We start from the raw sequence: 21,501 nt of genomic DNA on the forward strand, positions 1-21,501 counted from the left end.
CGCGTTTGTTCATGCGCCTTTCAGGCGTTGGCCGCCTGATGCCATGCACGTACCGCGCGCAGCAGGTTGGCGAGCAGCCAGCCGAATTCCACCGCGACCAGCAGGCCGGCGAGCGGGGTGATGGCCGGCAGCAGGACGGCCAGGATCAGCGCGCCGAGGGCGGCGGCGTGCAGCCGCAACTGCTTGCGGATCGGGCCGTCCGGGAGCAGCTTCTTCATGTTCGGGGCACGGACCCGGGCCTGGGTCAGGTTGAGCCAGGTCAGGAAGGGCACGATCTTGTACAGCATCGCGCTGATGGCGCCGGCAAATGTGCCGTGCAGCACCAGCACGCCGGCCAGGATCGGCCATTGCGACGCGTCGTGGACCAGCGACACGAGCAGCGCGACGAGGCTGCCGAGGAGGGCGATCATCGACAGGCGGAAGGCGCGGAAGGGCGCGTCCGGGGTGCTGCGCCGCGAATTGCGCTGCAGCTTGACGGTCTGCAGCGCGAAGCCGCCGGCGAGCGCGAGCAGCAGCGCGGAGAGCCCGAGCTTGAGCCAGCCGATGTCGGCGATGAGGCTCGCCGACCACAGCACCAGCACGACCAGCGTCGCCGGAGCCCAGGAGCGGGTGAAACCGGCCGGGTAGGCCGGGGTGATCTGGAACATCGGCACCACCACCCAGCTGGTCGCCGCGAGCAGGAGCCCCCCCCAGCCCATCCAGGCCCAGATGGCGTGCAGGTCGACCAGGGTCGGCAGTGCGATCGGCAGCGCCAGGCCCTGGCCGAGTGCGACAGCGAGCACGACGCCGAGCACGGTGGTGAGCGCGAGCGCGCCGAGGGCGAGGCGCAGGTCGCGGGGTGTCCGGCTGGCGCCCTGTGCGGGGGCCGCGCGCGCCAGCCCCAGCAGGCTGGCGGCGAGGAAGAGGCCCAGGCCGGCGGCGAGCAGGACCGCGCCGGCGATGATCGCGAACGGCGTGCCGCTGCCCAGCCCGAAGGCCAGGCCCGCGGCGCCGAGGCCGAGCAGCACGTGGGTCACCCCGGCGATGCGCAGCGGGGCAGGGAAGGCGGCGCCGGCCACCACCGGCAGGATCTGCAGCAGGGCGCCGAGCATCACGTGCAGCATGAAGCCGGCGGCGAACAGGTGGACGACCGCGAGTGCGCCCGGCGTCCACCGGGAGGCGAGCAGGTCGCCGTCGAACAGCAGCACCAGACCGGCGACCAGGCCGAACAGCGGCGCGGTCAGGAAGAAACGCAGCGGTGCGGAGAGCGGAGGCGTGTCCTCGTATGCCAGGCCCGGATTCGCACTGCTCATGGTCTGCCGATGAGGATCGCGACCGTGCCGTCGTCGCGGAAGCTGGCTTCGTGACGGTAGCCGTCGCGATCGAGCATGCGCAGCAGCGGGTGCGGCATGCGGTCGATCAGCAAGGTGAACTCCTCGCCGGCCTGCAGGTCGGCGAGCGCCTCCATGGCGCGCTCGAAGGGTTCCGGCGGCTCGAGGCCGCGTGCATCGACGGTCCTGGTATTCATGCTGCGTGCTCCGGAGCGAGGCGGGTGGCGAGCGTATTCACCAGGGCGTCGCGTTCGCCGCCAAGGCGCATGTCGCACATCGGATAGAGGATGTTCTCTTCCTTCATGTTGTGCTGCTGCATCATGATCAGCAGGGTCTCGGCCTCGCCCGCGAACTCGTCGAGGTCGCGGTTGGCCAGCGCCGCGCGCAGCTGCATCAGCGATGCGCGCATCTCGACGTGTTCGCCGCGCATGACCTGGGTCGGCCCCTGGGTCATGCCGGTCACTGCCTCGAAGCGCGGGAAGAGGTCCTCTTCCTCGGCCCGGAAATGGGCCTCAAGGCCGTTGGCGAAGGCCTCGAACGCAAGCGCCGCGCCCTCCCAGTCCTTCTTGTTCGCCAGGGTTTCGGCACGTGCGAAATCGTGGTCGCAACTGCGGTGGTCGTGCGTCATCAGTTCGGCGATAGAGGCCATGCTTCGCTCCGGGGGGAATTCGTCGGACGCATTCTCCGCGCGCCCGACCGGACGGCATTGATACGAGTCAAGTCGACAATCTGCGCGATCGGACGGATGACGTACGGCAGGCGGTGCGCGCTCGCCGCGGCGGCGCCCGGCAGGCACAATGCGCATTTGTTCGCCATGGGATACGCGCGGATGCATTCGAGCGAAGCGCCCGGCCGGTGGGGACGGATCTTCCTTCCTTTCGCGCTCGGCTATTACCTTTCCTACCTGCTGCGCACGGTCAATGCGGTGATCTCGCCCGCGCTGACGGCCGAGCTCGACCTTTCCGCTGCGCACCTGGGCCTGCTCACCAGCACCTACTTCCTCGCCTTCGGCCTGGCGCAGATACCGGTGGGAATGGCGCTCGACCGCTTCGGGCCGCGGCGGGTCGAGGCGCTGCTGCTGCTGCTGACCGCGATCGGCGCGGTGATGTTCGCGCTCGGCGACGGGCTGCAGGCGCTCGGGTTCGGGCGCGCGCTGATCGGCCTCGGCGTGTCGGCCTGCCTGATGGCGGCCTTGAAGGGCTTCGCGCTGTGGTACCCGCGCGAGCGCCAGAGTTCGATGACCGGCTTCATCATGGCCGCCGGTGCGCTCGGCGCGCTGACCGCGAGCACGCCGCTGGAGGCGGCGCTGCCCGTCCTCGGCTGGCGCGGCGCATTCTGGCTCATCGCCGGGGTGGCGCTGCTCGCCTGCATTCACCATCTTCCGCAGTCTGCCCGATACGCCGGTCGACCCGCCGCGCGGCACCCTGCGCGAGGCCTTGCGCGTCGTCGGCGGCATCTATGCTTCACCCGTCTTCCTGCGTTACGCCGCGTCGTCGGCCACCTTCGTCGGCGGCTTCATGGCGCTGCAGAGCCTGTGGGCGGTGCCCTGGCTGATGAACGTGAACGGGTTCGACCTTCCGCAGGCCGCGGGCATGCTGGTGGTGCTGAACCTGGGCACGCTGGTCGGGCAGCTTTCGATCGGGATGCTCGGCGTGCGCCTGGCGCGGCGCGGAGTGGAGCCGGTGTCCCTGCTGCGCGGCGGATACGTCTGCCTGATCCTGATCCAGCTCGCGATCCTGTTCGCGCTCGGCCCGGTGATGGTCGTCTGGTTCCTCTTCGGCCTGTTCTCCGCAGTCAATTCGCAGAGCTACCTGGCGGCCTCGCGCGCCTTTTCGCCGGCGCTGTTCGGGCGGGTCAGCACGGCACTGAACCTGATGGCCTTCGCCGGTGCATTCGCGGTGCAGTGGGGGCTCGGCCACGCGCTCGATGCCCTGTGCGCCCACGGCCACGACATGGTCGGCGCGCTGCAGTACGCCTTCGGCGGCCTGATCCTGCTCCAGGTGGCCGGTCTGCTGCCGCTGCTGTGGCGGCGCCGCGACCCCGACGCGCCGGCCTGAGGGCTGCGCGGGCGAGATACGCGAGGGCGGTTGCCGCGCTCAGGCCGCCAGGCCGCAGGCGACGCCCGACGACCACGCCCACTGGAAGTTGTAGCCGCCCAGATGCCCGGTGACGTCCATGACCTCGCCGACGAAATGCAGGCCGGGCACGCCGCGCGCTTCCATGGTCTTAGACGACAGCGCCCGCGTATCGACTCCGCCGAGAGTGACCTCGGCCTTCGCATAGCCCTGGGTGCCGGACGGGGTCAGCGCCCAGTCGGCCAGGCTGGCGGCGATGGCGCGCAGTTCGGCGTGGCGGAACTGGTTCACCGGCTTCGTCCACCCGTGGAGTTCGCACCAGGCATGGGCGAAGCGGCGCGGCAGGCGCTCGGCGAGCAGGTTGGGTAGCAAGGCCTTGTCGTGCGCATGTTCGAGCAGCCAGGATTCGGCATCGATGCCGGGCAGCAGGTCGAGGTGCACCGGCTCCCAGTCCTTTTCCTCTTCCTTGTCGCGGTAGGCCTGCGCCTGCCAGTAGCTCGACACCTGCAGGATCGCCGGTCCGGAGAGGCCGCGGTGGGTGACCAGCGCCGCCTCGCGGAACACCGGCCCGCGGCAGTGCGCTTCCACTTCCAGCGAGATGCCGGCGAGCGGAGCGAGGCGCGCCAGCGTCTCCGGCGGCAGCGTGAGCGGGACCAGCGCCGGCCGCGGCGCGACGACCGGGATGCCGAACTGCTCGGCGATGCGGTAGCCGAAGGGTGTGGCGCCGATCTTCGGGATCGCCAGGCCGCCGCTGGCGATCACCAGGCTCGATGCGGCGAAGTGCCCGCGGTCGGTCTCGATGGCGAAGCGCTCGCCCTCACCGTCGCCGGGGCGATGGCGGACCTGATGCACGGTCGCCGGCATCGCCCACTGCACGCCGCCGTCCTCGCATTCGGCGCGCAGCATGTCGATGATCCGTTGCGCGGAATCGTCGCAGAACAGCTGCCCCCAATCCCTTTCGTGGAAATCGATGCCGTGGCGCTGCACGAGCTCGATAAAATCGCGCGCCGTGTACCGCGACAGCGCCGAGCGCACGAAATGGGGATTGAGGCCGAGGTAGTTCTCGGGTCCGACGCGCCGGTTGGTGAAGTTGCAGCGCCCGCCGCCCGAGATGCGGATCTTCTCGGCCAGGCGGGTGGCGTGGTCCACCAGCAGCACGCTGCGTCCGCGCTGGCCGGCGGTGGCGGCGCACATCATCCCGGCGGCGCCGGCGCCGATGATGACGACATCGAAACGACGGCCGCCCGTCGGCGCGGCAGGCGCGAAGGCGTGCATCACGTGCTTACCTGTACGGGGAAAGCGGCGCAGAATACGCCCTATGCCGCAACGCGGCAATCCACGAGCCCGTGCGCATGCGGATGCGCCCGTGCTCGGACGGGATAATAAGAATGAATCTTCTCCTTGGAGTTTCCTATGTCTGATACCACGACCGACTCGACCACAGTGCCGCCGCGGCGCAAGGGGGTCCGTCGGGCACTGTGGACCGCGGGAACGCTGCTGGCGCTGTCGGCAGTGGGCTACCTCGCGACGCCGCCTGTGGCGCGGCACTATGCACAGAAGTATCTCGGCGAGATCCTCGGTCGCGAAGTCAGCATCGAGCGCGTTCTCATCAACCCGTTCCGGCTGACCGCCGAGGTCGGCGGCCTGCGGGTCATGGCGGCGGACGGCAGCGGCGAGGCGCTGTCCTTCGACGCGCTGCGTGCCAACCTCGAGATCGAGTCGGTCGTGCGCAAGGGCATCGTGCTCCACGAGCTCGCGCTGGAAGCGCCGCGCGTCAAGCTGGCGCTCGAGGAGGGCGGCCGGCACAACTGGAGCGACGTGGTCGAGCGCATCAAGGCGCTCGGTGGCGACGCACCGGCCGAGGAATCGGCCCCGCTGCAGTTCTCGGTGGGGAACATCCGCATCAGCGGCGGCCAAATCGAGGTCGAGGACAAGCCGCGCGGCCTGCGCCACGAGCTCAGCGAGATCGGCCTCGGTGTGCCCTTCGTCTCCAACCTGCCGGTCAAGGTCGATGTCTTCGTGCAGCCCTCGCTGAGCGCGAAGCTCAATGGCGACCCGCTGCTGCTCAATGCCCGCACCAAGCCCTTCGCCGAGACGCACGAGACCATTCTCGACGTCGCCCTCAAGCAGTTCGACCTCGCGCCCTGGGTGGCCTACCTGCCGATCGAGCCGCGCTTCAAGCTGCCCTCGGCGCTGCTGACCACCAATCTCGAGCTGTCCTTCAGCCAGCCGGCCGATGCGCCGCCGGTGGTCGCGCTGCGCGGCCCGCTGCAGATCGACCAGCTCGAGCTGCAGGATCGGGCGGGTGCGCCGGTCGCGAAGGTCGCCGAGCTCGAACTCGAGTTCGCCGACGTGCAGCCGCTGATCGGGCGCTGGCATTTCACCCGCCTGCGCCTGGCGAAGCCGGAAGTGGACCTGGTGATGCTGAAGGACGGCGGTCTGAACCTCATGGACCTGCTGCTGCCGCCGGACAAGGCCGCCGCCGCGAAGGCGCCCGCGAAGCCGGCACCGGCCGCGGCCGCGCCGAAGACCGGGGGCGCAGCGACAGAACCCGAAGCGCCGGCGGCCGGCACGGAGGCTGCAGCCGCTGCGGCGCCCGCGTCCAGCTCCGCTCAGCCCGACTTCCTGCTGGCGCTGGCGCGCATCCGCGACGGCGTGATCCGCCTCGAGGATCGCACCCTCGCCGAACCCTTCCGCGCCCGCATCGAGGCGATCAACCTCGACATGCGCGACCTCGCCAACGTCGGCGAGCTCCCGGCCGAGATCCGGCTCGACTACGTCAGCGACGCCGGCGAGAAGTTCGTCCATGAGGACGTGCTGCGCCTGTCGCCCTTCCAGTTCTCGGGCAACCTGCAGTTCGAGGCCATCAAGCTCGCGCGCTACGCGCCCTACCTGAGCCAGGCCCTGCCGGGCGGCGCGATCAGCGATGGCGCGCTGACCGGGGCGCTGCAGTACCGCGTCACGCTCGGCGACAAGGGTGAGCCGAAGATCGAGCTCAACGCCGAGGCCCTCGCGCTGCGCGATTTCGCGCTGATGCTCAAGGGCGCCAAGGCGCCGGCGATCAAGGTGCCGGCGCTCGACCTGCGCTCGGCGACGGTCGATATCGCCGGCCGCAACGTCCGCGTCGGCGGGCTGGATCTCAGGGGCGCCGAGGTTTCCGCGGTGCGCCTCAAGGATGGCAGCTTCGACCTGGTGAAGGCACTGGTGCCGTCCCCGACCCCCGCGGCCAAGGGCGCGCGCGGCGCCAAGGCGGCGAAGGAGGGCGGCGACTGGGTGATCGCAGTCGACAAGCTGGCGCTGAAGGCCGCGTCGGTGCGTCTGGAGGACCGCGGTGTCAGGCGTCCGGTGGTCACGACCGTGGACAACATCGACTTCGAGCTCGATGGCTTCTCCACCGCCAAGGGCGCCCCGCTGCAGTTCAAGCTCGATTCGCGCTTCAACAAGCGCGGGAAGATCGCGGCCACCGGGCCGCTGACGCTGGAGCCGCTGAAGGCCGACCTGCGCCTCGACCTGCGCAACGTCGACCTGCTGCCGCTGCAGCCCTATGTGCTCGAACAGACGAAGATCGCGATCTCGCGCGGCAACGTCACCACCCAGGGCCGGCTGAACCTGCAGACCGGGCGTCGCGGCCAGGTGCTCGCGCGCTTCAACGGCGACGTCGGCGTGGCCAACTTCGCCTCGGTCGACCGCCTCAACGCCACCGATTTCCTGCGCTGGCGCACCCTGCGCGTGGGCGGCATCGATGCTCGCCTGGAGCCGTTCGCGCTCGCCATCAAGCGCGTCGCGCTCGATGATTTCTATACGCGGCTGATCCTCGACGACCAGGGCCGGCTGAACCTGCGCGAGATCGGCGGCCTCAGCGGCGAGGAGCCGCCTGCGCCGCCGCCGAAGGCGGCCGCGCCGGTGGCGCTCGGCGGCGAAGCCAGCCCGATGGGCGAGCCGGCTCCTGCCGCGGAGGGCAAGCGCACGGTCGAGGTCGCGCCGCCGACCACGCCGCCGCCGCCGATCCGCATCGACCGTGTCGAGATCAAGCGCGGCAACGTCGCCTTCAGCGACCGCTTCATCCGTCCGAATTACGACGCCAACCTCACCGACCTGGCGGGTACGCTCACCGGCTTCTCGACCTCGCCGGACACGATCGCCAAGCTCGACCTTGTCGGCAAGGTGGACAAGGCGGCGCCGCTCAGCATCGTCGGCGAGTTCAACCCCTTCCGTCAGGACGCCCACCTCGACATCGTCGCCAAGGTCACCGACTTCGAGCTTACCGGCCTGTCGAGCTATTCCGGCAAGTACGTCGGCTATGGCATCGCCAAGGGCAAGCTGTCGGCCGAACTGAACTACAAGATCGAGGACCGCAAGCTCACCGCGACCAACCAGATCTTCCTCGACCAGCTCACCTTCGGCGACAAGGTCGATAGTCCGGACGCGGTGAACCTGCCGGTGCAACTCGCGGTGTCGCTGCTGAAGAACCGCCGCGGTGAGATCGACCTGCACCTGCCGGTCAGCGGCACGCTCGACGACCCCGAGTTCAGCATCTTCGGCCTGGTGCTGAAGATGTTCTTCAACCTCATCGGCAAGGCCATCACCTCGCCCTTCGCGCTGCTCGGCTCCGCGCTCGGCGGCAGCGGTGAGGAACTGTCGCAGCTCGAGCTCGCCGCGGGCAGCGCGCGACCGGGCGAGGCGCAGCAGGGGAAGCTGAAGACGCTCGCCGAGGCGCTGATCGACCGTCCGACGCTCAAGCTCGACATCACCGGCCGCGCCGATCCCGCGACCGACCTCGACGGCCTGCGCCAGGCCGCACTCGACAACGCGGTGCGCGCGCAGAAGCTGAAGGCGATGATCGCCCGCGGCGAGGACGCGCCCTCGCTCGAGGAGATCGAGGTCGGGGCCGAGGAGTATCCCGCGCTGCTCGAGAAGGCCTACAAGGCCGCCGACTTCAAGAAGCCGCGCAACCTGATCGGCCTCGCCAAGGACATCCCGGGGCCGGAGATGGAGGCGTTGATGCGCGCCAACGTCAAGGTCGGCGACGCCGAACTGCGCGCGCTCGCCCAGCAGCGCGCGCAGGCGGTGCGCGAGTGGCTGGCGGGCGAGGGCGGCGTGCCCGGCGAGCGCATCTTCGTGCTCGAGCCCAAGGTCGAAGCGCTCGGCGAAGGCGGACAGGTGCAGTTCTCGCTGCGCTGAGTGCTTCCGGCACGCACTGGATCGACGGGGGCTGCGGCCCCCGTCGCGCTTTCTACGATGAGCCGACCGAGCGCTTCGGCCGCGTGCGCGTGTTCATGGACGTCGCGCGATCGAGCCCGGGCTGCGCTTCGACGACGCGATCCGCAACGCGCTCGGCCAGTACGGGGTGCCGCTGGTGCTGCTCGACGGCACGTCGATGCCGCAGGAAGCCGAGCTTCCCGAGGCGGTGCGTGAGCAGGCTCACTGGCGGATCGGTTCGCCCAGGTTCAGGTTGCCGACGCCGTCCTTCCCCTTGATCAGGAACTTGCCCTCGGGCAGGCCGCCGCGGCAGGGCGCGAGGCGGCGCCCGTCGATCTCGGCCTTCGCCTGCGTGACGCCATCGACTGCGGGTGCGTAGGTCGTCGCGACTTCGCCGTGGAAGTTGTACTTGAAGTCGCCGGTGAACCGGGCCTCGACGGTTGCGGTGCTGCCCTTGGCGTCGCACACCGCCCGGTAGTAGGTGTAGTAGGCGTCCTTGCTCCACTGCTGGTCGCGGCAGTTCGACAAGGTGCTGTCCGGATGGGCGAGCACGTCGTCGCTGGCCACCTTGCCGATGCACATGTGGAAGCTGGCGGTGTTCGCCGCGTTGCCGCCGGGCCCCGTGTTCATCAGCCACAGGCCGGGCATGCGGATCGGTGCATCGGCCGGGGTAGTCGTGGCGTGGGCGGTGGCAGTGGCGGCGATGAGAAGGACGGGAAGGAGGGCACGCATGGACGTTTCCGGCAGAAGTTGGGAGTGGGACGTCTCACCATGGGCCGGCAGCGCCGGGTGCCATGTTGCGATCGTACTTCCGCGAGCTTACCGATGCGACAAGTTGTCGCACCTTGAGCAAGCGCAAAAAAGCGCCTGGCTGCATGTCGTCCTCAGAGCATCCCCATTTCCAGCCGTGCCGCCTCGCTCATCATCTCGCGGCTCCAGGGCGGATCCCACACCAGATTCACCTCGGCTTCGGCGACGCCGGGGATGGTCAGCAGCTTCTCGCGCGCCTCGTCGGCGATCAGCGTCCCCATGCCGCAGCCGGGGGCGGTGAGGGTCATGCTGACTGCGAGGCGGAAGCGCCCATCCGCCTGCGCTTCGGCGGTGCAGGCGTAGATCAGGCCGAGATTGACGATGTCGATCGGGATCTCCGGGTCGTAGCAGGTGGCCAGCTGCTCCCAGGCCGCCTGCTCGACACGCTCGGCGGTCTGCTCGCCGACCAGCGCCGCCGGCGGCGCGGCGGCGAGCTGCGGCTCGAGGCCGAGCGCGTCGGCATTGCGCTCGTCGATGCGGTACAGGTTGCCCCCGCTCATCACGGTGATCGAGCCGCCGAGGCGCTGGGTGACGAGGGCGTAGCTGCCTTCCTCCAGCGTCTCCGGCCGGCCCCAGGGCACGCTCACCGCCGCGCAGTCGCGCTGCAGCACGCGGGATTCGGTTTCGCCGTAGTGGTCGCCCATGGTGGTGTTCTCCTCGATGGCTGTGCTATTCGGTGTGGGCGGTCTCGTGCTCGCCGCTCAGTGCGTTGTGCAGCGTGTGCCAGGCGAGCGTCGCGCACTTCACCCGCACCGGGAATTCCTTCACCCCGGCGAGCACCTGCAGCTTGCCGAAGTCGCGCGCCGGCGCTGCGGCGTCCTGGGTGCCGGTGAGCAGCGCGTGCACGTCGCGGAACAGGGCCTCGACCTCCTCGACCGGCTTGCCCCTGACCGCCTCGGTCATCAGCGAGGCCGAGGCGGTGGAGATCGCGCAGCCGTGGCCGACGAAGCTCGCCTCGCGCACGATGCCGTCCTCGACCTGCAGATACACGGTGAGCTGGTCGCCGCACAATGGGTTGTGGCCGTCGGCGTGGTGGCTGGCGGCGGGCAGCGGGCGGTAGTTCCGCGGGTTGCGGTTGTGATCGAAGATCACTTCCTGGTACAGCTCGCGCAGCGAATCCTGCATGTCGTTCATGCGCCTCTCCCTGTGCCGCGGCGGGTGCCGAACAGGTCCTGGGCCTTGTGGATGGCCGCGACCAGCGCGTCGATGTCGGCCTCGCAGTTGTACAGCGCGAGCGAGGCGCGCGCCGTGCCCGGGATGCCGAAGCGCGTCATCAGCGGCATCGCGCAGTGGTGGCCGGCGCGGATCGCCACGCCTTCGGCGTCGAGGATGGTGCCGAGGTCGTGCGGGTGGATGCCGTCGACCAGGAAGGACAGGATGCCGGCCTTGTCGCGCGCGGTGCCGACCAGGCGTACGCCGGGGATGGCCTGCAGCGCGCGGGTGCCGTATTCGAGCAGTGCGTGCTCGTGGGCCTGGATGCGGTCCATGCCCACGCCCTGCACGTAGTCGATCGCCGCCGCCAGGCCGATCGCGCCGGCGATGTTGGGCGTGCCGGCTTCGAAGCGCTGCGGCGGCGGGGCGAAGGTGGTCTTGTCGAAGGCCACGGTGCGGATCATGTCGCCGCCGCCCTGCCAGGGCGGCATGTGGCGCAGCAGCTCGGCGCGGCCGTAGAGTGCGCCGATGCCGGTCGGGGCATAGAGCTTGTGGCCGGAGAAGGCGTAGAAGTCGCAGCCGATCGCCTGCACGTCGACCGCCTGGTGGGCGACCGCCTGCGCGCCGTCGACCAGCACCACCGCGCCGACCTCGTGCGCGCGCCGGGTCATCTCGGCCACCGGATTCACCGTGCCGAGCGCGTTGGAGACGTGGGTGATCGCCAGCAGCCGGGTGCGCTCGCCGAGCAGGCCTTCGAAGGCTTCCATGTCGAGCTCGCCCTCGTCGCTCACCGGGATCACCTTGAGCACCGCGCCGGTCTGCTCGCACACCAGCTGCCAGGGCACGATGTTGGAGTGGTGTTCCATCGTGCTCAGCAGGATCTCGTCGCCGGCGCTGAGCCGCGGCCGGCCCCAGCTCTGCGCCACCAGGTTGATCGCCTCGGTGGTGCCGCGGGTGAACACGATCTCGTCGACGCTCGCGGCATTGAGGAAGCGCTGCACGGTGGCGCGCGCGTCGTCGTAGAGCGCGGTGGCGTGTTGCGACAGCCAGTGCACGCCGCGGTGGATGTTGGCGTTGGACTCGCGGTAGAAGCGCGCCTCGGCCTCGATCACCGCCGCCGGCTTCTGCGTGGTGGCGCCGTTGTCGAGATAGGCCAGGCGGCGGCCGTTCACCGGCCGCGCCAGGATCGGAAAGTCGGCCGCGAGGTCCAGGAGCGGTGCATCCATGGCGGGTTCGCGCGGTGCGTTCACAGCAGTTCCTCCAGTCGGGTGCCGCCGGGCAGGCGTTCGAGCAGGGCGGCGCGGCCGAGCGCACGCAGCGGGGTGTGGGCGATGCGCTCGAGCACCTCGGCGGCGAAGGCGTAGGTCAGCAGCTGGCGCGCGTGCGCGCTGTCGATGCCGCGGCTGCGCAGGTAGAAGAGGGCGTCCTCGTCGAGCTGGCCCACGGTGGCGCCGTGCGCGCACTTGACGTCGTCGGCGTAGATCTCCAGCTCGGGGCGGGCGTCCGCTTCGGCCAGCCTGGACAGCAGCAGGTTGTCGCAGCGCTGCATGGCGTCGGTGCGCTGGGCGTCCTGGGCGACCAGGATGCGGCCGGTGAATACGCCGCGCGCGCTGCCGTCGAGCAGGCCGCGGTAGAACTCGCGGCTGGTACCCTGCGGGCGGGCGTGGTCGATGCGGGTGTGGTGGTCGACATGGCGGCGGCCGTCGGCGTGATAAAGACCGTTCAACAGCGCCTCGGCGCCTTCGCCGTCGAGCCGGGTGCGGATGTCGTTGCGCGCCAGGCGCGCGCCGAAGGACAGCGAGTGCGAGGCGAACACGGCGCCGCGCGCCTGCTCGGCCGAGAGGGCGGCGAGATGGATGGCCTCGGGCGCTTCCTCCTGCAGCTTCAGGTGCACGAGGTGGCTGTCCTGTGCGGCGAGGATGCGGGTGACCGCGGTGGTCAGCGTGCTGCCCGCGGCGCCGGCCGGGTAGTGCTCGACGATGGTCGCCTGTGCGCCGGCCTCGGACACGATCAGGTTGCGCAGGTGCTGGTCGGCAGCGCGCGCCGCGATGAAGACGAGATGGATCGGCGCCTCGACCACGCTGCCGCGCGCCAGGCGGATCCAGGCGCCGTCCGCGGCGAAGGCGGTGTTGAGCGCCTGGGGGGCTTCGCCGTCCGCAGCCGTGCCGAAGGCCGCCTCGACCGCATCGGGGGTCTCGGCGAGGGCGTCGGCGAGGCTGCCGACCCGCACGCCGGAAGGCAGGCTGCCAATTGCCGAGAGCGCCGGGGCAAAGCGGCCGTCGACGAAGACGAGCCAGTGGCCGTCGGCGGGACGGGCGTCGTCGTTGGCGGGCAAGCGCGCTACCACGGTGTCCTCCGCCCGAGTGTTCTCCGGTGATTGCGCCGCCCGGTAGCGCGCACGCAGGTCGGCCACGATTGCCTCGGGCGCTGCCGCCTCGCGTACCCCCAGTGCCTGCTGCTCCATGAAGGCGAGCGAGGTGTGGCGCCAGTTCTCGCGCCGCATCGTGGGCCAGCCTTCGTCGGCGAAGCGGGCGATCGCGTCCGCGCGCAGGCGGGCGAGCCAGGGAAGCTGCGCGCCGGGCAGGCCGGCGGCGGTGTCGCGCTGGCGGGCGAGCCAGAAGTCGGTTGCGCTCATGGCCGCGCTCCCGTGCCGTGGCCGGCCTGCGTGCCCGGCGTGCCTTCGGCCCCGATCCAGCCGTAGCCGTGCTCTTCCAGCTCCAGTGCGAGTTCGCGTCCGCCCGAGCGCACGATGCGGCCCTGCGACAGTACGTGCACCTTGTCGGGCACGATGTAGTCGAGCAGGCGCTGGTAGTGGGTGATGACGATCATCGAGCGCTCGGGCGAGCGCAGGCGATTGACGCCCTCGGCGACGATCTTCAGCGCGTCGATGTCCAGCCCCGAGTCGGTCTCGTCCAGCACCGCGAGCCTGGGCTCGAGCAGTGCCATCTGCAGCACCTCGTTGCGCTTCTTCTCGCCGCCGGAGAAGCCTTCGTTCACCGAGCGGTAGAGGAATTCCTCCTTCATGCCCACCGCCTTCATCTCGGCCTTCACCCGCGACAGGAAGTCCATCGCATCGAACTCGGGCAGGCCGCGGTGGCGGCGGATGGCGTTGACCGCCGCCTTCAGGAAGTAGGCGTTGGAGACGCCGGGAATCTCGACCGGGTACTGGAAGGCGAGGAAGAGGCCGGCGCGGGCGCGCTCCTCGGCGGGCAGGGCGAGCAGGTCGGCGCCGTCCCAGTCCACGCTGCCGTCGGTGACGGTGAAGGTGTCGCGCCCGGCCAGCACCTGGGCCAGCGTGCTCTTGCCCGAGCCGTTGGGGCCCATGATCGCGTGCACCTCGCCGTCGGCGACCTCCAGGTCCAGGCCCTTGAGGATCGCCTTGCCGTCGATCGAGGCGTGCAGGTTGTTGATTTTCAGCATATTGATTCTCCAGTGGGTCCTTAGCCGACGCTGCCTTCGAGGCTCACGCCCAGCAATTTCTGCGCTTCCACCGCGAACTCCATCGGCAGTTCCTTGAACACCTCGCGGCAGAAGCCATTGACGATCATCGATACCGCGTCCTCGGCACTGATGCCGCGCTGCATCGCGTAGAAGAGCTGGTCCTCGCCGATGCGCGAGGTGGTCGCCTCGTGCTCGACGTGGGCGCCCGGGTGGCGCACCTCGATGGTGGGGAAGGTGTGCGCCGCGCAGCGGTCGCCGATCAGCAGCGAGTCGCACTGGGTGTAGTTGCGCGCACCCTCGGCCTTGGGCGTGACCTTGACCAGGCCGCGGAAGGTGTTGCTGCCGCGACCGGCGGAGATGCCCTTGCTGAGGATGGTGCTGCGGGTGTTGCGCCCCATGTGGATCATCTTGGTGCCGGTGTCGGCCTGCTGCAGGTTGTTGGTCAGCGCCACCGAGTGGAAGTCGCCCACCGAGTCGTCGCCGCGCAGGATCACGCTCGGGTACTTCCAGGTGATCGCCGAGCCGGTCTCGACCTGGGTCCAGGAGATGTGCGAGCGCGCGCCGCGGCAGTCGCCGCGCTTGGTGACGAAGTTGTAGATGCCGCCCTTGCCGTCCTTGTCGCCCGGGTACCAGTTCTGCACGGTGGAGTACTTGATCTTGGCGTCGTCGAGCGCGATCAGCTCGACCACCGCGGCATGGAGCTGGTTCTCGTCGCGCATCGGCGCGGTACAGCCCTCGAGGTAGCTGACCGACGCGCCTTCCTCGGCGATGATCAGCGTGCGCTCGAACTGTCCGGTGTCGCGGGCGTTGATGCGGAAGTAGGTCGAGAGCTCCATCGGGCACTTCACGCCCTTGGGAATGAAGACGAAGGAGCCGTCGGAGAACACCGCGGAATTCAGCGCGGCGTAGAAGTTGTCGCCCGGCGGCACCACCGTGCCGAGGTACTGGCGCACCAGGTCCGGGTGCTCCTTGACCGCTTCCGAGAATGAACAGAACACGATGCCGTGCTCGCCCAGTTCCTTCTTGAAGGTCGTCGCCACGCTCACCGAGTCGAACACCGCATCCACCGCCACACCGGCGAGGCGCGCGCGCTCGTGCAGCGGCACGCCGAGCTTCTCGAAGGTGCGCAGCAGCTCGGGGTCGACCTCGTCCAGGCTCTTGGGGCCGTCCTTCTTCGACTTGGGTGCGGAGTAGTAGACGATGTCCTGGAAGTCCACCGCCGGGAAGCTCACCGCGGCCCAGGTCGGGGGCGTCATGGTCAGCCAGTGGCGGTAGGCTTCGAGGCGCCACTCGAGCAGCCAGTCAGGCTCGCCCTTGCGTGCCGAGATCAGGCGGATGGTGTCCTCCGACAGGCCCTTGGGCACGGTGTCGGTTTCGAGCGTGGTGACGAAACCGGCGACGTAATCCTGTTCCAGGAATGCGCCGAGGGCGTCGCTGCGGGAGGTGGGGGAGGGGGTAAGCGTCGGGGCGTTCATCATCGGATCTCCTGGTCGTCCGCGCGCGGGGCGGGGATGCAGGCGGCGGCCATGCGGCTGCCAAGGGTTGCGGGGCCGTGCAGGCGGTGGGCAGCGGGCTCGCCACCGGGGTCGGGGCCGCTGGGGGGGCGCAGCGCTCCAAAGGGCGAGCCGCTTGTCGGATGTACCATGTCGGCCACGGTGACCGACTGCAGAGCCTGGCGCACCACGCCGTTGATGCGCAGCCAGTTGTCGCGGATGCGGCATTCGCCTTCCATGCCGCACACGCCTGTGCTGGCGCTGCATTCGGTGAGGCCGAAGGGCTGGTCCTCGAGCGCGTCGATCACGTCGGCGACGCTGATCTGCGTCGGCGGGCGGCTGAGCAGATAGCCGCCGTGCGCGCCGCGCTGGCTGTTGACCAGGGCATGGCGGCCGAGCGTCTTGAGCACCTTGCTGACCGTCGGCAGCCCGAGGCCGAGCGCATCGGCCAGGCCGGCGGCGCTGTGCATGCGCTCCGGCGATCCCGCCATGTGGGCGAGGATCAGGGTGCCGTAGTCGGTGAGTTTGCTGATCCGCAACATGTCTGTCTGCCTGTCGGCTGTCGATGTGTATTAAAAGTACTAAAATGGTCCTGTATAGTCAAGCGGTGCTGTCGAGGCCCGCCTCGTGGCCCCACAGGCAGGCAGACACCGTGCCCGATGGCAGCGGCTATCATGAACACGAGGCCCGACGGCGCATCGAACGCGCCGCCCGGAAAGGACAGGAGAGACGGGACAATGCAGGTGCGTGCCGGTCACAGCTACACCATCCGCCTGTGCAGCGGCGAACTGCGCTGCTGGCGCTTCGAGGGCGCGGACGCGCGCGGCCTGGGCTGGTGGCGGGACGCGGAAACCGGGCTGAGCTTCTCTGAGGCCAGCCTGATGTATGCGTGGCAGATCGAGGGCGAGGCATGCACAGGCGCGGCGCCCGCGGGAGACGGCAGTGGCTGACGGGGATCCGGGCCGCGTGGCCTTGGGCTATCCGGCCTCGCTGACGGTGGCGGGTGCGGGCATCGCAGTCGCCGTCCATGTGCTCGCGGAGACCGGCCTGCCGGCGTGGCTGGCGCTCGTGCTGATGGCCGGCGGCTTCGCGCTGTGGACCCTGCTCGAGTACCTGCTGCACCGCTTCGTGCTGCACGGGCTGGAGCCGTTCAGGGCCTGGCACGAGCACCACCATCGCCTGCCCGACGAACCGATCCGCATCCCACTCGCATTCAGCGTGCCCCTGGCGCTGGTGCTGCTGGTCGCACCCGCACTGCTGTTACGCAATGTCGCGTTCGGTGCGTCGCTGTCCGTGGGCCTGCTGGCGGGCGAGCTGGTGCAGGAGCTGGTCCATGATCGCCTCCATCGCGGGCGCAGCGGGGGCTGGCTTGGCGTGCGTCGTGCGCACCACGGTTTCCATCACGTGCAGGACGCGCAGCGGGCCTTCGGGACGCTGAGCGGCTTCTGGGATCGCCTGCTCGGCACCGCACCACCTCGCATCCGCGGATGAACGCAGGCACACGGCCCGTGGGCCCAACGGCTTGTGGGTGTTCGGTGAAATCAGCGTGTGCGTGACCGCCGTTCTCGCGGCCGCGGGCCGCTCCCACAGCACGTCGCGCCAAGCTTCGGGGTGGGGGAGCGGCGGCAGCCGCGAACAATGCTTCGGCCGGAGCAGGACGCCGAGTAGGCTTGACCATTCATGGCCACCGCACCGCACCGCGGCGCGTGCGGCTCGCCGCGGGCGGGGGGTGAGGCGTCGCGTATCAGGCCAGCTTTTCGGCCTTCAGCGCGGCCTGCACTGCCGGACGCGCGGCCACGCGGTCGACGAAGGCGGCGAGATTGGGCCACTGCGCCAGATCGATCTCGATGAACTTCATCCAGCCCAGCACGGTGAACAGGTAGGCGTCGGCGACGCTGAAGTCCTCGCCGAGCAGGAAGGAGCGGCCTTCCAGCTCGCCATTCACAAGGCCGAGGCGGCGCTCGAGGTTGGCAGCGGCGGCCTTCTTCCAGTCCCCGCCTGCGGCCGGGTTGAAGAAGGGGCTGCACGACTTGTGCAGTTCGGTGGCGATGAAGTTGAGCCAGGACTGCAGGCGGTAGCGCTCGATCGTGCCGTTGGCGGGGGCGAGCTTTTTCGCCGGCACCTGGTCGGCGATGTACTGCACGATGGCCGGGCCTTCGGTCAGTAGCTCGCCGTTGTCGAGCAGCAGGGCGGGCACGTAGCCCTTGGGGTTGATCCGGCTGTAATCCTCGCCGGCGCCGGTGCGCTTGGTCTTCAGGTCGACGGTTTCGGTCTCGTAGTCGAGGCCGGACTCCTCGAGCGCGATGTGGGGCGACAGCGAGCACGCGCCGGGCTTGAGATAGAGCTTCATCGGAGTTCTCCTGTGGTCTGATGGTGGAGGGGGATGCCATACCGGCTGCATTGCGGCCGTGCGTGGGGTGCAGCTTGTCGTCGATGCGTCGCGACCAGAAGCCCGAGAGGTCTTACTTCGGGGTTCGGGTTTGCCCATGCCTTCGACGGGGTGACGCAGGCCGTCCTTGACCGGGGTGTCGAAGCGTTCGAGGGGCTTGCGGTCCTGAATTTGCCAGTACTCTTAGTCCTTGCGGGCGGCCAAGGTCCGGTTGGGCTCGAGGAGTTTATCCTCAATCGACATCGGCCAGATCCCGCTTCATGACCTGGCCCTGAACGAGCCCACCGGCAAGGAGACCCTTCGCGATGGACATCCCGCGGATATTCAACATCACCGAAAGCGCCCACCGCATCCACAACCCGATCACACCCGAAAAGCTCGCCACGCTCGGCGCGGCGCTGCGTCTGGAGGCGGGGGAGCGAGTGCTCGACCTCGGTAGCGGTTCGGGGGAGATGCTGTGCACCTGGGCGCGCGATCACGGCATCGTCGGCACCGGCATCGACATGAGCCGGCTATTCACCGCGCACGCGAAACGCCGCGCCGCAGAGCTCGGTGTCGCCGATCAGCTCAGCTTCATCCATGGCGATGCCGCGGGCCATGTCGCCGACGAGAAGGCCGATGTGGCCGCCTGTGTCGGCGCCACCTGGATCGGCGGGGGTGTGGCCGGCACGATCGCGCTTCTGGCGCGCAGCCTGCGCCCCGGCGGGATCATCCTGATCGGCGAACCCTACTGGCGGCAGTTGCCGCCGACGGAAGAGGTCGCCAAGGGGTGCCTCGCCGGCTCGATTTCCGACTTTCTCACGCTGCCGAAGCTGCTCGCGTCTTTCGGCCGCCTCGGCTACGACGTCGTTGAGATGGTGCTCGCCGATCAGGACGGATGGGACAGATACGAGGCCGCCAAATGGCTCACCATGCGCAGATGGCTTGAAGCCAACGCCGACGACGAATTGGCGAACGAGGTTCGCGCCCAGCTGCGCTCGGAGCCCGAGCGCTATGCGGCCTACACGCGCGAATATCTGGGCTGGGGCGTGTTCGCGCTGATGCCGCGGGCCGAGTGATCAGGTGGGCGGCACGATCCGCAACGGAATCGTCACCGGTCCGTCGTTGACCAGCTGCACCTTCATGTCGGCGGCGAAGCGCCCGCTCTCGACCACGGGATGCGCGGCCCGCGCCCGGGCGATGAAGTGCTCGTAAAGCGCCTGGCCGGTCTGCGGGTTGGCAGCATCGGTGAAGCTCGGCCGGTTGCCGCCGGAGGTGTCGGCGGCGAGGGTGAATTGGCTGACGATGAGCAGGCCGCCTCCCACCTCCTGCACCGAGCGGTTCATCTTGCCGGCATCGTCGGGAAAGATGCGCAGCTTCAGCATCTTGGCGAGCAGCTTGTCGGCCTCCGCCGTTGTGTCGCCGCGCTCGGCGCACACCAGCGCGAGCAGGCCGTGGCCGATCTCGCCGACGGTTTCGCCGTCGACGATCACGCGCGCTTCGGAGACGCGTTGCAGCACTGCGAGCATTCGGGCTCCTTCACAAGAAAGACGCCACCCGCAGGTGGCGTCGACAGCGATTGCGGCCGTCGCGCGGGCGACGGCGGCTTGCATCAGACCGCGGCCAGCGCCTGCTCGAGGTCGGCGATGATGTCGTCGATGTGCTCGATGCCGATCGACAGGCGCACCATGTCGGGCGACACGCCGGCCTTGGCCAGTTCCGCCGGCGACAGCTGGCGGTGGGTGGTCGAGGCCGGGTGGCAGGCGAGCGACTTGGCGTCGCCGATGTTGACCAGGCGGGTGATCAGCTTCAACGCGTCCTGGAAGCGGCCGCCCGCTTCGAGCCCGCCCTTCACGCCGAACGACAGGATGCCCGAGGCGCGCCCGCCCATGTACTTCTGCACCAGGCCGTGGTCGGCGTGGTCGGGCAGGCCGGCGTAGTTCACCCATTCGACCTTGGCGTGCTTCTTCAGGTATTCGGCGACCTTGATCGTGTTGGTGCAGATGCGGTCCATGCGCAGCGCCAGGGTTTCGATGCCCTGCAGGATCAGGAAGCTGTTGAAGGGCGAGATCGCCGCGCCGGTGTTGCGCAGCGGCACCACGCGGGCGCGGCCGATGAAGGCGGCGGCACCCAGCGCTTCGGTGTAGACCACGCCGTGGTAGGACACGTCCGGCTCGTTCAGGCGCTTGAAGCGCGCCTTGTGCTCGGCCCAGGGGAACTTGCCCGAATCGACGATCACGCCGCCGATCGAGTTGCCGTGGCCGCCAAGATACTTGGTGAGCGCGTGCACCACGATGTCGGCACCGTGCTCGAAGGGGCGGCACAGGTAGGGCGAGGGCACGGTGTTGTCCACGATCAGCGGCACGCCGGCCTTGTGCGCGATCTCGGCCAGGCGGCCGATGTCGGTGACGTTGCCGAGCGGGTTGCCGACCGACTCGCAGAAGATCGCCTTGGTGCGCTCGTCGATCAGCGCGGCGAAGCTGTCCGGGTCGCGGTAGTCGGCGAAGCGCACCTGGATGCCGAACTGCGGCAGGGTGTGGGCGAACAGGTTGTAGGTGCCGCCGTACAGCGTCGACGCCGAGACGATGTTGTCGCCGGCTTCGGCGATGGTCTGGATGGCGTAGGTGATCGCCGACATGCCCGAGGCCACGGCGAGCGCGCCGATGCCGCCCTCGAGTTCGGCCACGCGCTGCTCGAGCACCGCGGTGGTCGGGTTCATGATGCGGGTGTAGATGTTGCCCTGCACCTTGAGGTCGAAGAGGTCCGCGCCGTGCTGGGTGTCGTCGAAGGCGTAGGAGGTGGTCTGGTAGATCGGCACCGCGACGGCCTTGGTGGTGGGATCGGGCGAATAGCCGCCGTGCACGGCGATGGTTTCGAGCTTCATGGGTGAGGTCTCCCCTTCGTTGAAAGTGCGGGGGAGTATAGCCAGCGCGGGCGGGATACGGGCAGCCCGGTCCGCGGATCGCTGGCGGCGAGCCCCGCAAGCACGCGCTCGGGATCTGTAATGACGCGAGTCCGGCGACTTGCGAGGAAATCCGAGCGGACGATTGTTGCGGGGCACGACGGCTTCCCCCGCGCCGGATCGCCGCGCCTCAGGCATCATGGCGCGCTTCACAACCCGAGAGGCAGGCAAAACCCATGTATCCCATCCACGACACCGACGCGCAGTTGCTGCTGGCGACCCTGATCGCCGCGAAGAGGCGACCCGCCGCGCTGGCCGATATCGTCGCGGCCGCCGAGTTCATGGGCTTTCCGGTCACCGCGCCCGCCGCGTGGGCGACCGCCTTCGAGCGCTTCGTCACCCACGGCCTGTTGACCGCGGTGGGCGAGGGGTACGCGCTGACGCCGGCCGCCGTGCAGCTGGTCGAGGGCCTGCCGAAGAAGGCCGAGGCCGACGAGCGCGTGTTCCTGGTGCGCGAGCGCCTGTCGGCGTACAAGCCGGCCGCCGAGCACGCGGGAATCGGCATCGGCGCCGAGCAGTTCGAGGCCGCGCTGCGAGATCACGCCAGGCTGGCCCAGCAGGGCGGCAAGAACCTGCTGATGCCCAAGCCCAAGCGCGACGACGAGGACGAGCGCAGGCGCCCCTACCGTGGCCGCCCCGGCGGCGGTCGCGTCGGCAACACCCGGCGGCGTCCGTGATGGCCTAGCTCGCA

The 21,501-nt window shown here is 69.5% G+C and carries 22 protein-coding genes and 1 pseudogene; 7 read left to right on the forward strand and 16 right to left on the reverse strand.

Annotated elements, in window-relative coordinates:
- Positions 1-20 precede the first annotated feature (20 nt).
- The 3 genes from CKCBHOJB_RS07865 to CKCBHOJB_RS07875 are packed head-to-tail and all read right to left on the reverse strand — an operon-like array spanning position 21 to position 1,959.
- A complete protein-coding gene (locus CKCBHOJB_RS07865) occupies positions 21-1,292 on the reverse strand; it encodes a hypothetical protein (RefSeq protein WP_281051419.1) in 1,272 nt (423 codons plus the stop codon).
- Positions 1,289-1,507 (reverse strand): DUF2249 domain-containing protein, encoded by a 219-nt coding sequence (locus tag CKCBHOJB_RS07870; RefSeq protein ID WP_281051420.1) that lies wholly within the window; start codon positions 1,505-1,507, stop codon positions 1,289-1,291. The genes CKCBHOJB_RS07865 and CKCBHOJB_RS07870 overlap by 4 nt, the downstream gene beginning before the upstream one ends.
- On the reverse strand, positions 1,504-1,959 hold the full coding sequence (locus CKCBHOJB_RS07875; protein ID WP_281051654.1) for a hemerythrin domain-containing protein: 456 nt from the start codon (positions 1,957-1,959) through the stop codon (positions 1,504-1,506). The genes CKCBHOJB_RS07870 and CKCBHOJB_RS07875 overlap by 4 nt, the downstream gene beginning before the upstream one ends.
- A gap of 180 nt (positions 1,960-2,139) precedes the next feature.
- On the opposite strand from CKCBHOJB_RS07875, the pseudogene CKCBHOJB_RS07880 reads away from it, so the two are divergent.
- Positions 2,140-2,652: pseudogene (locus CKCBHOJB_RS07880) on the forward strand (MFS transporter); the annotation flags it as partial.
- A gap of 94 nt (positions 2,653-2,746) precedes the next feature.
- The gene (locus CKCBHOJB_RS07885; RefSeq protein WP_281051421.1) at positions 2,747-3,367 is read left to right on the forward strand and encodes a hypothetical protein; all 621 of its coding nucleotides are present in this window, start codon (positions 2,747-2,749) and stop codon (positions 3,365-3,367) included.
- 39 nt (positions 3,368-3,406) lie between these two features.
- Here CKCBHOJB_RS07885 and CKCBHOJB_RS07890 read toward each other — a convergent pair whose 3' ends face one another.
- On the reverse strand, positions 3,407-4,660 hold the full coding sequence (locus CKCBHOJB_RS07890; RefSeq protein WP_281051655.1) for an NAD(P)/FAD-dependent oxidoreductase: 1,254 nt from the start codon (positions 4,658-4,660) through the stop codon (positions 3,407-3,409).
- A gap of 138 nt (positions 4,661-4,798) precedes the next feature.
- Between CKCBHOJB_RS07890 and CKCBHOJB_RS07895 the strand changes: the two genes are divergently transcribed.
- On the forward strand, positions 4,799-8,566 hold the full coding sequence (locus CKCBHOJB_RS07895; RefSeq protein WP_281051422.1) for a DUF748 domain-containing protein: 3,768 nt from the start codon (positions 4,799-4,801) through the stop codon (positions 8,564-8,566).
- Positions 8,567-8,618: 52 nt separating this feature from the next.
- On the opposite strand, the gene CKCBHOJB_RS07900 is transcribed toward CKCBHOJB_RS07895, so the two are convergent.
- From CKCBHOJB_RS07900 to CKCBHOJB_RS07940, 9 genes are all read right to left on the reverse strand, one after another.
- A complete protein-coding gene (locus tag CKCBHOJB_RS07900; RefSeq protein ID WP_281051423.1) occupies positions 8,619-8,810 on the reverse strand; it encodes a hypothetical protein in 192 nt (63 codons plus the stop codon).
- Positions 8,807-9,316: a DUF3617 family protein gene (locus CKCBHOJB_RS07905; RefSeq protein WP_281051424.1), complete on the reverse strand. Its 510-nt coding sequence runs from the start codon at positions 9,314-9,316 to the stop codon at positions 8,807-8,809. Before CKCBHOJB_RS07905 ends, CKCBHOJB_RS07900 begins: the two co-directional genes overlap by 4 nt.
- A 152-nt stretch (positions 9,317-9,468) precedes the next feature.
- Positions 9,469-10,038, reverse strand: coding sequence for a putative Fe-S cluster assembly protein SufT (gene sufT, locus CKCBHOJB_RS07910; protein ID WP_281051425.1), 570 nt, complete (start codon positions 10,036-10,038; stop codon positions 9,469-9,471).
- Between the two features lie 25 nt (positions 10,039-10,063).
- Positions 10,064-10,528 (reverse strand): Fe-S cluster assembly sulfur transfer protein SufU, encoded by a 465-nt coding sequence (gene sufU, locus CKCBHOJB_RS07915; protein ID WP_281051426.1) that lies wholly within the window; start codon positions 10,526-10,528, stop codon positions 10,064-10,066.
- Positions 10,525-11,772, reverse strand: a complete 1,248-nt coding sequence (locus CKCBHOJB_RS07920; protein ID WP_281051427.1) for a cysteine desulfurase — start codon at positions 11,770-11,772, stop codon at positions 10,525-10,527. The genes sufU and CKCBHOJB_RS07920 overlap by 4 nt, the downstream gene beginning before the upstream one ends.
- Positions 11,773-11,792: 20 nt before the next feature.
- The gene (gene sufD / locus CKCBHOJB_RS07925) at positions 11,793-13,181 is read right to left on the reverse strand and encodes a Fe-S cluster assembly protein SufD (RefSeq protein WP_281051428.1); all 1,389 of its coding nucleotides are present in this window, start codon (positions 13,179-13,181) and stop codon (positions 11,793-11,795) included.
- Positions 13,178-13,966 (reverse strand): Fe-S cluster assembly ATPase SufC, encoded by a 789-nt coding sequence (gene sufC / locus CKCBHOJB_RS07930; RefSeq protein WP_281051429.1) that lies wholly within the window; start codon positions 13,964-13,966, stop codon positions 13,178-13,180. Before sufC ends, sufD begins: the two co-directional genes overlap by 4 nt.
- 20 nt (positions 13,967-13,986) lie before the next feature.
- Positions 13,987-15,462 carry a Fe-S cluster assembly protein SufB gene (gene sufB, locus CKCBHOJB_RS07935; protein WP_281051656.1) on the reverse strand — a complete coding sequence of 492 codons (1,476 nt, stop codon included), beginning with the start codon at positions 15,460-15,462 and terminating at the stop codon, positions 13,987-13,989.
- Positions 15,462-16,022 carry an SUF system Fe-S cluster assembly regulator gene (locus tag CKCBHOJB_RS07940; protein ID WP_281051430.1) on the reverse strand — a complete coding sequence of 187 codons (561 nt, stop codon included), beginning with the start codon at positions 16,020-16,022 and terminating at the stop codon, positions 15,462-15,464. The genes sufB and CKCBHOJB_RS07940 overlap by 1 nt, the downstream gene beginning before the upstream one ends.
- Positions 16,023-16,217: 195 nt before the next feature.
- Between CKCBHOJB_RS07940 and CKCBHOJB_RS07945 the strand changes: the two genes are divergently transcribed.
- Positions 16,218-16,430, forward strand: coding sequence for a hypothetical protein (locus CKCBHOJB_RS07945; protein ID WP_281051431.1), 213 nt, complete (start codon positions 16,218-16,220; stop codon positions 16,428-16,430).
- Complete coding sequence (locus CKCBHOJB_RS07950; RefSeq protein ID WP_281051432.1) at positions 16,423-16,971, forward strand: sterol desaturase family protein; 549 nt, start codon at positions 16,423-16,425, stop codon at positions 16,969-16,971. Before CKCBHOJB_RS07945 ends, CKCBHOJB_RS07950 begins: the two co-directional genes overlap by 8 nt.
- Before the next feature lie 253 nt (positions 16,972-17,224).
- On the opposite strand, the gene gstA is transcribed toward CKCBHOJB_RS07950, so the two are convergent.
- Positions 17,225-17,830 carry a glutathione transferase GstA gene (gstA, locus tag CKCBHOJB_RS07955; RefSeq protein ID WP_281051433.1) on the reverse strand — a complete coding sequence of 202 codons (606 nt, stop codon included), beginning with the start codon at positions 17,828-17,830 and terminating at the stop codon, positions 17,225-17,227.
- Between the two features lie 344 nt (positions 17,831-18,174).
- On the opposite strand from gstA, the gene CKCBHOJB_RS07960 reads away from it, so the two are divergent.
- Positions 18,175-18,927 (forward strand): class I SAM-dependent methyltransferase, encoded by a 753-nt coding sequence (locus CKCBHOJB_RS07960; protein ID WP_281051434.1) that lies wholly within the window; start codon positions 18,175-18,177, stop codon positions 18,925-18,927.
- Here the strand turns inward: CKCBHOJB_RS07960 and dtd are convergent, their stop codons facing one another.
- Together dtd and CKCBHOJB_RS07970 are read right to left on the reverse strand one after the other, a co-directional pair.
- Entirely contained in the window at positions 18,928-19,377 is a 450-nt protein-coding gene (gene dtd / locus CKCBHOJB_RS07965) for a D-aminoacyl-tRNA deacylase (RefSeq protein ID WP_281051435.1), read from the reverse strand.
- Positions 19,378-19,460: 83 nt separating this feature from the next.
- Positions 19,461-20,732, reverse strand: a complete 1,272-nt coding sequence (locus CKCBHOJB_RS07970; protein ID WP_281051436.1) for a bifunctional O-acetylhomoserine aminocarboxypropyltransferase/cysteine synthase — start codon at positions 20,730-20,732, stop codon at positions 19,461-19,463.
- Between the two features lie 254 nt (positions 20,733-20,986).
- Here CKCBHOJB_RS07970 and CKCBHOJB_RS07975 point away from each other — a divergent pair, with 254 nt between their 5' ends.
- The gene (locus CKCBHOJB_RS07975; RefSeq protein ID WP_281051437.1) at positions 20,987-21,487 is read left to right on the forward strand and encodes a hypothetical protein; all 501 of its coding nucleotides are present in this window, start codon (positions 20,987-20,989) and stop codon (positions 21,485-21,487) included.
- Positions 21,488-21,501 lie beyond the last annotated feature (14 nt).

It is taken from the genome of Thauera sp. GDN1 (genome assembly GCF_029223545.1).
GTDB lineage: Bacteria > Pseudomonadota > Gammaproteobacteria > Burkholderiales > Rhodocyclaceae > Thauera.

Excerpts from the sequence above, each read along its gene's own strand:
- CKCBHOJB_RS07865 (WP_281051419.1), bottom strand. The coding sequence starts at position 1,292 with ATGAGCAGTGCGAATCCGGGCCTGGCATACGAGGACACGCCTCCGCTC.
- CKCBHOJB_RS07870 (WP_281051420.1), bottom strand. The coding sequence starts at position 1,507 with ATGAATACCAGGACCGTCGATGCACGCGGCCTCGAGCCGCCGGAACCC.
- CKCBHOJB_RS07875 (WP_281051654.1), bottom strand. The coding sequence starts at position 1,959 with ATGGCCTCTATCGCCGAACTGATGACGCACGACCACCGCAGTTGCGAC.
- CKCBHOJB_RS07890 (WP_281051655.1), bottom strand. The coding sequence starts at position 4,660 with ATGCACGCCTTCGCGCCTGCCGCGCCGACGGGCGGCCGTCGTTTCGAT.
- CKCBHOJB_RS07895 (WP_281051422.1), top strand. The coding sequence starts at position 4,799 with ATGTCTGATACCACGACCGACTCGACCACAGTGCCGCCGCGGCGCAAG.
- CKCBHOJB_RS07905 (WP_281051424.1), bottom strand. The coding sequence starts at position 9,316 with ATGCGTGCCCTCCTTCCCGTCCTTCTCATCGCCGCCACTGCCACCGCC.
- sufT (WP_281051425.1), bottom strand. The coding sequence starts at position 10,038 with ATGGGCGACCACTACGGCGAAACCGAATCCCGCGTGCTGCAGCGCGAC.
- sufU (WP_281051426.1), bottom strand. The coding sequence starts at position 10,528 with ATGAACGACATGCAGGATTCGCTGCGCGAGCTGTACCAGGAAGTGATC.
- CKCBHOJB_RS07920 (WP_281051427.1), bottom strand. The coding sequence starts at position 11,772 with ATGGATGCACCGCTCCTGGACCTCGCGGCCGACTTTCCGATCCTGGCG.
- sufD (WP_281051428.1), bottom strand. The coding sequence starts at position 13,181 with ATGAGCGCAACCGACTTCTGGCTCGCCCGCCAGCGCGACACCGCCGCC.
- sufC (WP_281051429.1), bottom strand. The coding sequence starts at position 13,966 with ATGCTGAAAATCAACAACCTGCACGCCTCGATCGACGGCAAGGCGATC.
- sufB (WP_281051656.1), bottom strand. The coding sequence starts at position 15,462 with ATGAACGCCCCGACGCTTACCCCCTCCCCCACCTCCCGCAGCGACGCC.
- CKCBHOJB_RS07940 (WP_281051430.1), bottom strand. The coding sequence starts at position 16,022 with ATGTTGCGGATCAGCAAACTCACCGACTACGGCACCCTGATCCTCGCC.
- CKCBHOJB_RS07945 (WP_281051431.1), top strand. The coding sequence starts at position 16,218 with ATGCAGGTGCGTGCCGGTCACAGCTACACCATCCGCCTGTGCAGCGGC.
- gstA (WP_281051433.1), bottom strand. The coding sequence starts at position 17,830 with ATGAAGCTCTATCTCAAGCCCGGCGCGTGCTCGCTGTCGCCCCACATC.
- CKCBHOJB_RS07960 (WP_281051434.1), top strand. The coding sequence starts at position 18,175 with ATGGACATCCCGCGGATATTCAACATCACCGAAAGCGCCCACCGCATC.
- dtd (WP_281051435.1), bottom strand. The coding sequence starts at position 19,377 with ATGCTCGCAGTGCTGCAACGCGTCTCCGAAGCGCGCGTGATCGTCGAC.
- CKCBHOJB_RS07970 (WP_281051436.1), bottom strand. The coding sequence starts at position 20,732 with ATGAAGCTCGAAACCATCGCCGTGCACGGCGGCTATTCGCCCGATCCC.
- CKCBHOJB_RS07975 (WP_281051437.1), top strand. The coding sequence starts at position 20,987 with ATGTATCCCATCCACGACACCGACGCGCAGTTGCTGCTGGCGACCCTG.